10 protein-coding genes and 1 tRNA gene are annotated in these 13,530 nt (G+C 66.9%); all 11 read left to right on the plus strand.

All coding sequences use genetic code 11. The features are described from left to right. The first annotated feature begins 128 nt into the window (after positions 1-128). The 11 genes from IIE29_RS09935 (at position 129) to thrC (ending at position 13,529) form a co-directional block, all read left to right on the plus strand. Positions 129-1,460: a hemolysin family protein gene (locus IIE29_RS09935; RefSeq protein WP_209325087.1), complete on the plus strand. Its 1,332-nt coding sequence runs from the start codon at positions 129-131 to the stop codon at positions 1,458-1,460. Continuing rightward, positions 1,457-2,518, plus strand: a complete 1,062-nt coding sequence (locus tag IIE29_RS09940) for a hemolysin family protein (protein ID WP_209325088.1) — start codon at positions 1,457-1,459, stop codon at positions 2,516-2,518. The genes IIE29_RS09935 and IIE29_RS09940 overlap by 4 nt, the downstream gene beginning before the upstream one ends. Before the next feature lie 293 nt (positions 2,519-2,811). After that, complete coding sequence (locus tag IIE29_RS09945; RefSeq protein ID WP_209325089.1) at positions 2,812-3,870, plus strand: M15 family metallopeptidase; 1,059 nt, start codon at positions 2,812-2,814, stop codon at positions 3,868-3,870. A gap of 112 nt (positions 3,871-3,982) precedes the next feature. Beyond that, positions 3,983-4,058 (plus strand) — tRNA-Arg (locus IIE29_RS09950). Positions 4,059-4,181: 123 nt separating this feature from the next. Next, positions 4,182-4,988, plus strand: a complete 807-nt coding sequence (locus IIE29_RS09955; RefSeq protein ID WP_209325090.1) for an ABC transporter ATP-binding protein — start codon at positions 4,182-4,184, stop codon at positions 4,986-4,988. Further along, positions 4,985-7,534, plus strand: coding sequence for an ABC transporter permease (locus IIE29_RS09960; RefSeq protein ID WP_209325091.1), 2,550 nt, complete (start codon positions 4,985-4,987; stop codon positions 7,532-7,534). The genes IIE29_RS09955 and IIE29_RS09960 overlap by 4 nt, the downstream gene beginning before the upstream one ends. 86 nt (positions 7,535-7,620) lie before the next feature. Beyond that, on the plus strand, positions 7,621-8,796 hold the full coding sequence (locus tag IIE29_RS09965) for an MFS transporter (RefSeq protein ID WP_209325092.1): 1,176 nt from the start codon (positions 7,621-7,623) through the stop codon (positions 8,794-8,796). A 92-nt stretch (positions 8,797-8,888) separates the two neighbouring features. After that, positions 8,889-9,659: a DALR anticodon-binding domain-containing protein gene (locus IIE29_RS09970; RefSeq protein WP_209325093.1), complete on the plus strand. Its 771-nt coding sequence runs from the start codon at positions 8,889-8,891 to the stop codon at positions 9,657-9,659. Further along, complete coding sequence (lysA, locus tag IIE29_RS09975) at positions 9,659-11,101, plus strand: diaminopimelate decarboxylase (RefSeq protein WP_209325094.1); 1,443 nt, start codon at positions 9,659-9,661, stop codon at positions 11,099-11,101. Before IIE29_RS09970 ends, lysA begins: the two co-directional genes overlap by 1 nt. A gap of 32 nt (positions 11,102-11,133) precedes the next feature. After that, a complete protein-coding gene (locus IIE29_RS09980) occupies positions 11,134-12,441 on the plus strand; it encodes a homoserine dehydrogenase (RefSeq protein WP_209325095.1) in 1,308 nt (435 codons plus the stop codon). A 2-nt stretch (positions 12,442-12,443) separates the two neighbouring features. Then, positions 12,444-13,529, plus strand: coding sequence for a threonine synthase (thrC, locus tag IIE29_RS09985; RefSeq protein WP_209325096.1), 1,086 nt, complete (start codon positions 12,444-12,446; stop codon positions 13,527-13,529). Position 13,530 lies beyond the last annotated feature (1 nt).

Below are 13,530 nucleotides of genomic sequence, written 5' to 3' on the forward strand. Positions count from 1 at the left end.
CTCTCCATGCACAGTGACAGTCCCGGCCGGCGGGAAGCCGGCGCCCCTGACGACGACCCTCATCCCGCGAGGGTCCGTCTCCTCACTCCTGCAGATCTGCCTACCGCGAACGGCGGGGATCGTCGCTGATGGAATGGCTGTTCCTCGCTCTCGCTCTGTTCCTCATCCTCGGTACGGGCGTGTTCGTCGCGGCCGAGTTCTCATTGCTCACCCTCGATCGCCACACTGCCGACAAAGCCGTCGACGCCGGAGTCGTCGGGGCGAAGACGCTGCGCCGGTCGATGACCCACCTGTCCACCCAGCTGTCGGCGGCGCAGGTGGGCATCACGATCACGACGCTGCTCACGGGCTATCTCATGGAGCCGTCCCTGGGCAAGCTGCTGGCTCCTGTGTTCGAGGACTGGGGAGCCGGCCCCGGACTCGCCGCTCCGCTGGCACTGACCATCGCCCTCATCATCTCCACAGTGGGGTCGATGATCTTCGGTGAGCTCGTGCCGAAGAACCTCGCGATCGCGGTGCCGCTGGCCACCGGACGGATCGCCGCCCCGATCCAGTATGTGTTCTCGATCGTCTTCAAGCCGGTCATCGCCGTGCTCAACGGCACGGCCAACAAGATCCTGCTGTCGATGGGCGTCGAACCGCAGGAGGAGGGCTCGGTCGGTCGGTCTCCGGAGGAGCTGACCTCGCTCGTGAGGCACTCCGCCGAGGAGGGCGTGCTCGACGAGCAGACAGCCGATCTGCTCGAGCGCACGCTGAGCTTCTCCGAGCGGACCGCCGAAGATGTGATGACTCCGCGCACACGCATGTCGACGGTGGCCAAGGACACGACGGCACGCCAGATCATCGAACAGGCCCGGGAGACCGGCTTCTCCCGCTTTCCCGTCGCCGGCGAGGACAAGGACCACATCGTGGGCGTCGTCCACGTCAAACAGGCGTTCGCGGTGCCGCCGGCGAACCGCGACGACGCCTATGCGGGCGGTCTCATGACCGAAGTCACCGAGATCCCGGAGACGCAGAGGCTCGACCCGCTGCTCATGGAGCTGCGGGCCACCGGCCTCCAGATGGCCGTGGTCGTCGACGAATTCGGCGGCACCGCCGGAGTGGTCACCCTCGAAGACGTCGTCGAGGAACTCGTCGGCGAGGTCGCGGACGAGCACGACCGGATGCGGGTTGCTGCGCGGCCGGCGCGCGACGGTTCCTGGATCGTGCCGGGACAGCTGCGACCCGACGAGATCTCGTCGACGATGGGCATCACCATCCCGGAGGACTCCGATTACGAGACCTTGGCCGGGTTCGTGCTCAAAGAGCTCGGCCGGATTCCGGAGCCCGGTGACCAAGTGCGCACCGATGAGGCGCTCATTCGCGTGGAGCGGATGCACGGGCGACGGATCGAACGCCTGCGGGTGGTGCTGCGCTCCACCGATGCGGGCGCCGTCGAAGCAGGAGGTGAGAGCCTGTGAGCACCGATTGGTTCGGATTGATCTGGTTGGTCGTGCTCCTGCTGGGCAACTCGTTCTTCGTCGCCGCGGAATTCGCCGTGGTCGCGGCCAAACGCTCGCAGATCGAACCCCGTGCGGCCGAGGGCTCTGCTGCCGCGAAGACCGCTCTCTACGCGATGGAGCACGTCTCTGTGATGCTGGCGATCTGCCAGCTCGGCATCACCGTGTGCTCACTGCTGCTGGGCAATGTGGCCGAACCGGCCATCCACCATCTGCTCGCCGGTCCGCTCGAGGGACTCGGCATCCCCGCCGGGCTGTCCTCGACGATCTCCTTCATTCTCGCGTTGGGGGTGGTCACCTACCTGCACGTGGTCATCGGCGAGATGGTGCCCAAGAACCTCGCCCTGGCGGCTTCCGGCCAGGCAGTGATGCTGCTGGCCACGCCTCTGGTCTTCCTCGCCCGCGTCTTCGGCTTCGTCATCCGGCCGCTCAACGGTCTGGCCAACGGGATCCTCCATCTGTTCAAGATCGAGGCCCGTGACGAGGTGAACGAGGCGTACACGATCGAGCAGGTCGAATCGATCGTGGCCGAGTCGAAGCGCGAAGGCCTCCTCAGCGACGATACGGGCCTGCTCAAGGGGGCCCTGGAGTTCAGCGACAAGACCGCCGCCGACATCATGGTCCCGATGTCCGAGCTCGTCGCGATCTCTGACAAGGTGACGCCGAACGAACTTGTGACCCTGGTCGGCAAGACCGGCTTCTCGAGGTACTTCGTCGTCGGCGAGGACGGATATCCCCAGCACTACCTCCACATCAAGGACGTCCTGTACGCCGACACCGATGACGCCTTCGGCGCACCCGTTCCGAGCAAGCGGTTCCGACCGCTGTTCACGGTCACCGCCGATGACGAGATCGAAGAGGCGCTGGCGCAGATGCAGAAGGTCGGGATCCACGTGGCCCGGGTCATCGACGCGCAGGCGCACGTGCTCGGTCTGCTCTTCCTCGAGGACGTGCTCGAGGAGCTCGTCGGCGAGGTCCAGGACGCCATGCAGCGAGGACGTTTCGACTTTCGCCGCTGAGGTCGCCGGGCGGTGATCGTCGAGCTTGTCGCCGACGATCACCGCCCGCACACCCGTTTGTAACGGATGGTAACGAACCGGGCTCCATCGTGGTCGCGCGATAGGTCGCCTGTAGTTGTTCGTGACCGTTCGAGACTTCGAATGACCAGGTCACACACGGTGTATGAACGAAAAGTGACATTCGGTAACGAGGTCGTTATAGTGTTGTGACATAAGCTTTTCGGACGCCCGGATCCGGGTCTCCAGCGCACAGCCGCAGTCATGTACAACCACAGCCGACAGTATGGAGCACTATGTCGAGTGAGCTCTCGACCGCCGAGGCGCCGCAGGTCCGCCGCCGCGATCTGCGCAAGCAGCACGCCTCGTCGCCGATTTCGACGATCTTCTCCAGAACGCCCGCGACACCGTCGTCGCGCGTGCCTGAAACCGACCTCTCCGCCACGCTGTCCCCGCGCCGCGCCGCCATGGCCGCCGAGGCACGTGCCGCTGCCGGTTCGCCGCGCCGGGCCGCTATGGCCAAGGAGGCCGCACAGGGGCAGTCCCAGGTGATGACTCCGGCTGGACGCACCTCGACGCTGGCTGCCGCCGAGCTCGGCAGCCGCGGTTCCGACGGTTCGCTGCTGCGCTCGGTCCGTCGGCGTCAGGTCACGACCTTCTCCGCCCTGGCGACCGTCTCGGTCACGGGCACCGCCATCGCAGCGGTGATGGTCGCCGGCAACCTCAGCGGCAACCAGGAAGTGAAGGTCGACGACTCCGCTGCTCAGGCGCAGCCGCGGGCGATCAACGCCGAATCCGTCTCCGCCGACATCAAGGTCGACGAGGACGACAAGACGTCGACGACGATCGGCGCACCGAGTGCCAAGCAGACCAAGGTCGAAGCCGCATCGCGCGCGATCACGAAGACCGTGCTGCCCGGCTGCGAGGGCGAGGCGCCGAAGGGCGACGCCAGCAACGGCGAGCTTCCCGACGAGTGGCTGTGCAAGATCGGAGTCGGCAACCACAAGCTGCGCACCGATGCCGCGGTCTCCTTCGCGAAGATGAACGCCGCCTTCAAGAAGGACACCGGGAAGGAGCTTGCGGTCACCGATTCCTACCGGTCGCTGGAATCACAGGTCTCCGTGGCCGCCCGCAAACCGGGCTTCGCCGCACGACCCGGAACCTCGAACCACGGTTGGGGGCTGGCACTCGATCTCGGAGCCGGAACCTCGAGCGGCACCGGCGAGCAGTACGACTGGCTGGTCGCGAACGCGAAGAAGTACGGCTGGGAGAACCCGGACTGGGCCAAGCGCAACTCCTACGAACTCTGGCACTGGGAATACGTTCCCGGCCGCAAGGACATGAAGGGCGCCTGAGCTCCGTATCCGATGCTGCTTCGCAGCGCCGACGCCGCGTGCAATCGACATCCGATTGCACGCGGCGTCGTTTTGGGAGGTGCCGTGCATCGGTGATAGCATTGCATCCGTTGCCCGCGTAGCTCAGTGGATAGAGCGTCTGCCTCCGGAGCAGAAGGTCGTAGGTTCGAATCCTGTCGCGGGCACCATGGCACCGTCCATCTCACCAGCTGAGGTGGGCGGTTCTGCATTTCCGTTCCGAGTGGTCGACGGCTCGGGCAGCATCTAAGGTAGTCGGAGAGGAATCCCGAACTGCGATATGAGGCCCTTTGATGTCGAAACCGTCCGATGCGACCGGCCGTGCGGCCGCGAACGCCGATGCGGTCTCAGCCGGCGCCACAGTGAGCGAGCCCGATATCGTCCTCCGGGCGCAGAGCCTGCGCAAGAGCTTCGGCCGCGGCGAGACCGCCGTCGACGCACTCGATGACATCAGCGTCGACTTCGAATCGGGTCGCTTCACCGCCATCATGGGGCCCTCCGGCTCAGGGAAGTCGACCTTCATGCATGTGCTCGCCGGTCTCGACCGAGTCGACTCGGGATCGATCGTCATGCGCGGGAAGGACATCACCCGTCTCAACGATCGGCAGCTGACCCAGCTGCGTCGTGACCGAGTCGGATTCATCTTCCAGGCGTTCAATCTCGTCCCGACGCTCAGCGCCGAGCAGAACATCGAGCTGCCCGTGTCGCTGGCTCGGAAGCGGATCGACCGCGAGTGGAAGGCCGAGGTCGTCGAACGCCTCGAACTCGGCGACCGACTGCAGCACCGACCGCACGAACTCTCCGGCGGCCAGCAGCAGCGTGTGGCCGTAGCACGCGCTCTGCTGACCAGGCCCGATGTCATCTTCGCCGATGAGCCCACCGGCAATCTCGACTCCCATGCCGGTGCCGAGGTGCTCTCACTGCTCGGTCGCGCTACGAGCCTGTACGGCCAGACGATCATCATGGTCACCCACGATCCGGTAGCGGCCTCCCATGCCCACCGGGTCGTCCTCCTCAAGGACGGACGGGCCACCGGAGAGGTCCGGCAGCCCACCCGGGAGAGTGTGGTCACGGCCCTGAGCGAACTGAGCTCCTTGTGATCGCTGTCGCTCTGGCGCAGATCCGGATCCACTGGGCCCGCTTCCTCGCGATCGGTCTCGGAATCGCTCTGGCGGCGGGCTTCGTGGCGACGACCCTCATCATCAACTCCTCCCTGCAGAACAGCCTCGAGGACGCCGTCGGTCGTTCGTTCTCGCAGGCCGACCTCACGGTCATCCCCGACAAGGACGTGTTCGTCGGCGGAGACGAGGTCGCGCCGCTGCTCGGCCCCCTGGCCGAGACCGAGGGAGTCCGTTCCGCCTCGCTGTCGGCACGGACGCTGACCGCCGGGCGGGGTTCCGCCTTCTCCGAGAGCTCGTTCGCCCTGTCCCCGGTCCCGGCTGATGCAGGGCTGGACGCCTTCGACATCGTTTCAGGCGAACGCCCGCAATCGACCACCGACCTCGTGCTCGACACGCGCACGGCGAAGAGCCTCGGCGTCGGGATCGGCGACGAGATCCGCTTCACCGTCGATTCCGTCCCCGTGGAGACCGGCGAGGAGGATATGCCCGTCTACCGCGGACCGAGTCACAACAGCGTCACCTTCACAGTCGTCGGTCTCGCACAGATGGGGGAGGACCCGGCCCTGCCCGGAGCCAATCGCGCCCTGACGACCGCCTCCGGCTACCAGGAGTACTTCGCGCAGCAGGGCGACGTCATCGCGATCCAGATCGCACTCGACGAGGGTGCCGACGCCGAAAGGGTGCGGTCGAAGCTGCAGTCGGTCATCGGATCCTCTCAGCTGGACGGCAGCCTCGAGGCGCTCACCGTCGGCGATGCCGTCGAGGTGAAGACCGATCGCCTGTCCGGAGGCAATGCCGTGATCACCGCGCTGCTGCTCGTCTTCGCCGGCATCTCGGTCGTCGTGGCGATCCTGGTCGTCTCCAACACCTTCTCGGTCATCGTGGCCGGGCGCCGTCGTGAACTCGCCCTGCTGCGCTGCCTCGGCGCGTCCCGCGGGCAGATGTACGGCTCCGTCGTCGCCGAAGGCCTCGTCGTCGGTCTGCTCGGATCGATCCTCGGCGTCCTCGCCGGCGTCGGCGTCAGCCACGCGCTGATGCTGGCGGCCGTGCGCTACTGGCCCGAGGAATTTCCCTACGACACCCTCACCGTTCCCGTCTCGGCTCTGATCACCGGTGTCGCCGTCGGAGCACTGCTGACGATTCTGGCCACGATCCGCCCCGCCCGCAGCGCCATCGCCGTGACACCTCTCGAAGCACTCCAGCCCTTCGATGTCTCCTTCGCTCCGTCCACGCGGAACCGTCCCCGTCAGCTCATCGGCATCGGCTGCCTCGTCGTCGGCGCCGTGCTCGTCATCGTCTCCCTCTACGCGGTGTCGGCGGCACAGGCGTGGATCATCGGCGGTGCCCTCGGCGGGGGACTCATCGTCACCGGACTCGTCATCAGCTCTGTGCGGATCATCCCGCCGCTCGTCGGGTGGATCGGCGAAGTGCTGATCAGCCCCTGGGGGATGCCGGGTCAGCTGGCCACGCTGAACACCCTGCGCAATCCGCGGCGGACGGCGACCACCGCGACGGCGTTGGTCATCGGCGTCACGCTCGTCGCGACCATCCTCGTCGGCGGGATGTCGACGAAGGCGACGCTGGGCCACGGCCTCGACCAGCGCTATCCGGTCGATATCTCAGTGCCGCTGTCCGGCCTCGTCGCCGATGATTCGCTCGAGGAGGTGCGGGAGATCCCCGGAGTCGCCCACGCGGTCTCCGCTCACCGCGCCGAGGCGGTCGAGGACTACAAAGACTCCCGCCCGGAGATCTATGTCATCGATCCCGAAACCGCTTCGACGGTCCTCGGTGACTCTGCCGCAGATCTGGTGACCGGCCGGGTGGTGGTGCCCGAGGACTACCCCGACTCGACGGTGCGGATCAGAGGGCTCAACGAGATGAACGTTCCCGTGCACAAGGAAGGCCTGTCCAGTCTGGCGTTCTTCACCACTCCCGAGGTGGGCAACAGCATCGGGGTGTCGGCGACGTCGACCGCGGTGCTCGTGCGCCTCGACGAGGACGTCGATGTCGATGAGATCAGCCGGATCCAGCAGTCCGTCGCCGAGGCTCTCGACGTGCCCAGCGGCGAGGTCGGCGGTTCCGCCGTCGCCCGCGGCGCCTATTCCGATTTCATCGACGTCATGCTCGCCGGAGCTGTGGCGCTGCTCCTCGTCTCCGTCCTCATTGCGCTCATCGGCGTCTCGAACACCGTGAGCCTCTCGGTCATCGAACGCAGGCGGGAGAACGCACTCATGCGTGCACTGGGACTGAGCATCGCGCAGCTGCGCGCGCTGCTGGCCCTGGAAGCAGTGCTCATCTCCTCGGTGGCCGCACTCCTGGGCATCGTCCTGGGCAGCGCTCTGGGCATCGTCGGCACGCGGCTGCTCACCTATGAGTACTCCACCGATCTCATCGTCGACTTCTCAGTGCCTTCCTTCCTCGGCATCCTCGCCGTCGCGATCCTCGCGGGCATCCTCTCGGCACTGGCCCCGGCCCGTCGGGCCGCTCGACTCTCGCCCGTGGAGGGGCTCAAACTCGACTATTGAGATGATTCCCCGGTCGCGTCGCGTCGAGGCCCTCAGCTCGACCCCGGTCGGCAATCCGGCCGAGCGCGTTTGATAGGAAAGAGGGCATGAACTCTGCGCGGACACGCATTCTGATCGTCGTCGGGATCGTCGTCGCCGCATTCAATCTGCGCCCGGGGGTCACCGGTCTCTCGCCGCTGCTCGACGTCATGGGCGAGGAGATCCATCTGAGTGCGGCGTTCCTGGCCATCATCGGCATGCTCCCTCCGCTGCTCTACGGCCTCAGCGGCTTTCTCACCCCACGGCTCTACTCGCGCTTCACCGATCTGGGTCTCGCTCTGGCGGCGATGGCGATGGTCACCATCGGACTCGGGGCCCGGGCCGTCATAGACTCCCCACCTGTGTTCCTCGCCCTCAGCGTGCTCGCGCTGCTGGGGATGGGCATCGGCAACGTCGTCCTTCCGCCATTGGTGAAGTCGTACTTCCCCGACCGGGTAGCACTGATGTCGACCGTCCACGTCGGTCTGCTCCAATTCGGGACCTTCATTCCGCCTCTCGTGGCGGTACCCCTGGCCACAGGGTTCGGCTGGCGCGGCTCCCTGCTCGTGTGGGCAGGGTTCGCCGCCTGCGGGGTCTGCGTGTGGATCGCCATCCGGCTGCTGCGGCCCGCGCCCTCCGCCGAGGTGGCCGCCGCCGTCGTCGGCGGCAGCGAACTGGCGAGACTGATGCGCAGCCGACGCGCCTGGGCGCTGATGACGATGACGGGACTGACCTCGTTCAACAACTTCATCCTCTTCACCTGGCTGCCGACGCTGCTGACACGATCCGGATTCGACGCGGCCTTCGCCGGTGCCATGCTCGCCCTGGTCACCGCGATACCCCTCGTCCTCGGCTTCATCCTCCCGGCCCTGGCGCAGAAGCTGACCTCGGCCTACCTCATCGTCGTCGGATTCTGCCTCAGCCTGGCCGTGGGCTACATCGGGCTCTGGCTGCTGCCGACCGCGGCTCCGGTGCTGTGGACCGTTCTGCTGGGCGTCGGGATCTCGACCTTCCCGCTGGCGCTCACCCTCATCACCCTGCGCGCCCGGGACGCGGATTCGGCGGCGGCGCTGTCGGGGTTCGTCCAAGGCGGAGGCTATCTTCTCGCAGCGACGGGCCCGCTGGTCTTCGCATTCCTCATCCAGAGCTTCGAGAGCATGTGGCCGGCTTTCGCGGTGGTGCTCGCTTCGGTGGCGGTCAAATTCCTCGTCAGCCATGCCGCCTGCCGCCCCGGCGCGATCTGATCGCAGCGGGCGGTGAGGTGCGTCGTCTCGTCATGAGAGCGAAGATGACGTCAGATTCGTCCTCGCGTGGGGCCTCCGAGTACTCTGTTCGGGTGACCCCGGAAGATCTGCAGACCGCACTCGCGCGCGCATTGACGCTGGCCGAATCCGGTCTCGTGGCACCGGGAGCCGCCGATGGGCCGATCGACGTCGTCGCGCCTCGTCGCCCGGAGAACGGGGACTGGTCGACGACTGCGGCGCTGCGAGCCGCCGCTCACCCGTCCGGGCGAAAGGCGCTCGCCGAACACATCTGCGACCACCTGCTGACTCTTCCCGAGGTCGCTGCCGCCGACACCGCCGGTCCCGGCTTCGTCAACATCAGCCTCACGCCGACCGCTCGTGCCCGGGCAGCCATCGACGCCGCCTGCGCTCTGCAGCCACCCCGCGGCCCCTGGTCGAACGCCGGCTCGGGTCCATGGTCGGACGCTGCCGTCGATCCGAATGTGATCGGCGCTCTCCAGCTTCGCCATGCCGCTGCCTGCAGAGAACGGCGGCGCGCGCGGGCCGCCGGAATCACGACCGACGAGGCCGACTCCTCGACGCTCGACCACCCCAGTGAGGCTCGATTGCTCAATGCGCTGGCGGCGCTTCCGGGAGCCGTCGACCGTTCGCGACGCCTCCGGCGCGACGCACCGCTGGTCACAGGGCTGAGCGATGTGGCCGATGCGGTCGAGGAGTGGCTGAGCCGCTGTGCGGTGACACCGACGATCGATGAGGACATCACTGCGAGGCATTCAGCCCGGCTCGTCCTCGTCCGAGCCGCCATCATCGTCCTCGCCGCAGGACTTCGACAACTGGGCGCTGCGGCGCCGGAGAGGATCTGATGCCCGCACATATCGCAGGGACGCTGCATGCGACGCCGGCCCCGGTGTGGCTGCCCTACCCTGATGACGTCAACGCGCTGCTGCCGAGCCTGTGGTCGGACAACGTCGCGAAGACCGACGAAGGGGTGCTCACCATCGCCGGACACTCCGTGACCGATCTGGCCGCCGACTACGGCACGCCCACCCTCGTCATGGACGTGGCCGACTTCAGATCCCGTGCTCAGGCCTATGCCTCGACGTTCGCGAATGCCTTCTCGACGGAGAAGGGACTGGCCGGCGCCGATGTCTACTACGCGGGCAAGGCCTTCCTGTGCACGGCTGTGGCCCGCTGGGTCCACGAAGCAGGACTCGGCCTCGACACCTGTTCGCTGGGGGAGATGATGGTGGCGCGGGCCGCCGGAGTCCCCGGCGAACGCGTGGGGCTGCACGGGAACAACAAGTCCGTCGCCGAACTCGAATACGCCCTCGACTTCGGGATCGGGCGGATCTTCGTCGACAGCCTCGACGAGGTCGAGCGGCTCGAGGCGATCGCCGCGGCGAAGGGCGTCCTCGCCCCGGTCATGCTGCGTGTGACCGTGGGCGTCGAAGCCCACACCCACGACTTCATCGCCACTGCCCACGAGGATCAGAAGTTCGGGCTGTCGCTGGCGGACGGGACCGCAGCCCGGGCCGCGGAGATGGTCGCGGACTCCGCTCATCTGCGTCTCGACGGGCTCCATTCGCACATCGGCTCGCAGATCTTCGACATCTCCGGCTTCCAGGTCGCCGCAGCCCGTGTGCTGGCCTTCCGCGCGGAGATCATGGCCGAACACGGTGTGGATCTGCCCGACGTCGACCTCGGCGGCGGCTTCGGCATCCGCTACACCACGCAGGACACTCCGATCCCGGTTGCGGAGATGGCGGAGGAGCTGGCCGCGGCGGTGGCCAAGGAATGCCGAGGTCTCGGGACGAACGTGCCGCGGATCTCGATCGAACCCGGACGAGCCATCGTCTCCCCGTCCGTGTTCACCCTCTACGAGGTCGGAACCGTCAAGCAGGTGAGCACCGACAGCGGAACCCGCACCTATGTCGCCGTCGACGGCGGTATGAGTGACAACATCCGCACGGCGCTCTACGACGCGGACTATTCCTGCACGCTGGCCAATCGAGCCTCGAATGCCGAACCGGCGATCGTGCGGGTCGTGGGCAAGCACTGCGAATCCGGGGACATCATCGTCCGGGACGAGTACCTGGGTGCCGATGTCACCGCCGGCGACCTCGTCGCCGTCCCCTCCACCGGTGCCTACTGCCGACCCCTGGCCAGCAACTACAACCACCTGCCCCGACCGGGAGTGCTCGCGGTCGATGCCGATAGAGTTGAGTGGATCGTTCTGCCCGAGGACCACTCGCAGATGTTCGCCACCGATCCGGGGATGGCCGGTGGAGAGCCGGGCGGCAGATGAACGTCAACGACAACAGCGGAAAAGGTGAGGATATGCAGGCACTGAAGGTTGCCATGCTCGGATGCGGTGTCGTCGGCACGGAGGTCGCCGCACGCATTCAGAACCGTGCCGACGGCCTGGCCGAACGCATCGGCGCGCCACTGGAGCTCAGCGCAATCGTCGTGCGGGATGCCTCGAAGGCCCGCCCGGGAATCGACCCGAAGCTGCTCACGACCGATGCCGAGGCGGCCATCTCCGGCGCCGATATCGTCGTCGAGCTCATGGGCGGGATCGAACCCGCCAGATCGCTCATCACCGCGGCGCTGCGGCAGGGATCCTCCGTGGTCACGGCGAACAAGGCCCTGTTGGCCGCGAGCTACGGCGAGCTCATGTCCGTCGCCGACGTCGCCGGAGTCCGGCTCGAGCACGAAGCGGCAGTGGCCGGTGCCATCCCGATCATCCGCCCCGTCGGTGACTCGCTGGCCGGCGATCGGATCGACCGCATCATCGGCATCGTCAACGGCACCACGAACTACATCCTCGACCAGATGGACTCCGAGGGCTGGGACTTCGACCGTGCTCTGGCCACGGCTCAGGAGCTCGGCTATGCAGAGGCGGATCCCACTGCGGATGTGGGCGGACACGATGCGGCCGCGAAAGCCGCGATACTCTCGTCCCTGGCCTTCCACGCACCGGTGTCGATCGACGACGTCCATGTCGAGGGCATCGAGGGCATCACCGCTGAGATGGTCGAGACCGCGCGCGATCAGGGTTTCGTCATCAAGCTCCTGGCCGTGTGCGAACGCGTGACCTCCTCGCCGACCGGAGCGGGGCTCTCCGCCAGGGTCTATCCCGCCCTGCTCGACCGCAACCATGCTCTGGCGTCCGTGCGAGGAGCCTTCAACGCGGTCTTCGTCGAGGCCGAAGCGGCCGGAGAGCTGATGTTCTACGGGCAGGGCGCCGGGGGAGCCCCGACTGCTTCTGCCGTGCTCGGCGATATCGTGTCCGTGGCCAGGCGCAAGGTCCTCGGCGGGCGTGGGCAGTACGAGCGGCCGTTCCACGAGGACTCCCGCATCCTGCCCATCGACTCGATCACGACCAGGTACCACATCACGCTCGACGTCGTCGACCGGCCCGGTGTCCTGGCAGCGGTCTCCGAGGTCTTCGCCGATGAAGGCGCGTCGATCGAACTCATGCGCCAGACGGTCGGCGACATCGACGCGCAGGGGGTCCAGCACGCCAAGCTGGTGCTGGCCACCCATTCGAATACCGACTCCACTCTGAGGAGGACGGTCGATCGTCTCATCGATCTGTCCGTCGTCCACGCCGTCAAATCCGTGATCCGCGTAGAAGGACAGTGAGAATGAATTACCCCAGACACCAGTGGCAGGGCGTCGTCGAGGAGTATCGGAGTCTCCTCGACATCTCCGCGAGCACCCCGGCCGTCACACTCGGCGAGGGCGGGACACCGCTGATCAAGGCGGACAAGCTCAGCGAACGCACCGGCGCCCAGGTGTGGGTGAAATACGAGGGCCTCAACCCGACGGCCTCGTTCAAGGACCGCGGGATGACGATGGCGATCACGAAGGCCGCGGCTCAGGGGGCCAAAGCCGTCATCTGCGCGTCGACCGGCAACACCTCGGCCTCGGCGGCGGCCTATGCCACGAAGGCGGGACTGACCTGCGCCGTTCTCGTGCCCGCCGGCAAGATCGCTCCGGGCAAGATGAGCCAGGCGATCGCCCATGGTGCGACTCTGCTCGAGGTCGACGGCAACTTCGACGACTGCCTGACTCTGTGCCGCAAACTCTCGGAGTCCTACCCGGTCCACCTCGTCAACTCGGTCAACCCCGACCGCATCGAGGGACAGAAGACCGCAGCGTTCGAGGTCGTCGACGTGCTCGGCGATGCTCCGGACATCCATGTCCTGCCCGTCGGCAACGCCGGCAACATCACGGCCTACTGGAAGGGCTACAACGAGTATCGGGACTTCGGAGTCGCGAAGAAGGTGCCGCAGATGTGGGGATTCCAGGCCGCCGGTGCCGCACCCCTGGTGCTCGGACATCCGGTCGACGAGCCTGACACGATCGCGACCGCGATCCGCATCGGCAACCCGGCGAGCTGGAGCCGAGCGGAGTCGGCCCGTGACGATTCCGGAGGTCTCATCGACTCCGTCACCGACGATGAGATCCTTCGCGCGCACAAGTTCCTGTCCCGCGAAGAGGGCATCTTCGTCGAGCCGGGTTCGGCCGCCTCGGTGGCAGGTCTGCTCAAGACCGCCGAGGCCGGCAGGGTTCCGGCCGGAGCGACGATCGCCGTGACCGTGACGGGACACGGGCTCAAGGACCCATCCTGGGCGCTGCACACCGAGGACGGGTCCGAGATCGAGACCCAGCAGGTCTCGGTCGACGCGGTCAGCGCCGCTCGCGCCCTGGGCCTCGAGGACAGCTGAG

Origin of the sequence: Brevibacterium renqingii (assembly GCF_017808095.1) — a bacterium.
GTDB lineage: Bacteria > Actinomycetota > Actinomycetes > Actinomycetales > Brevibacteriaceae > Brevibacterium > Brevibacterium renqingii.

What these genes read in the sequence shown, in the direction of transcription:
- IIE29_RS09935 (WP_209325087.1), top strand. Translation starts at nt 129, where the DNA reads ATGGAATGGCTGTTCCTCGCTCTCGCTCTGTTCCTCATCCTCGGTACG.
- IIE29_RS09945 (WP_209325089.1), top strand. Translation starts at nt 2,812, where the DNA reads ATGTCGAGTGAGCTCTCGACCGCCGAGGCGCCGCAGGTCCGCCGCCGC.
- IIE29_RS09955 (WP_209325090.1), top strand. Translation starts at nt 4,182, where the DNA reads ATGTCGAAACCGTCCGATGCGACCGGCCGTGCGGCCGCGAACGCCGAT.
- IIE29_RS09965 (WP_209325092.1), top strand. Translation starts at nt 7,621, where the DNA reads ATGAACTCTGCGCGGACACGCATTCTGATCGTCGTCGGGATCGTCGTC.
- lysA (WP_209325094.1), top strand. Translation starts at nt 9,659, where the DNA reads ATGCCCGCACATATCGCAGGGACGCTGCATGCGACGCCGGCCCCGGTG.
- IIE29_RS09980 (WP_209325095.1), top strand. Translation starts at nt 11,134, where the DNA reads ATGCAGGCACTGAAGGTTGCCATGCTCGGATGCGGTGTCGTCGGCACG.
- thrC (WP_209325096.1), top strand. Translation starts at nt 12,444, where the DNA reads ATGAATTACCCCAGACACCAGTGGCAGGGCGTCGTCGAGGAGTATCGG.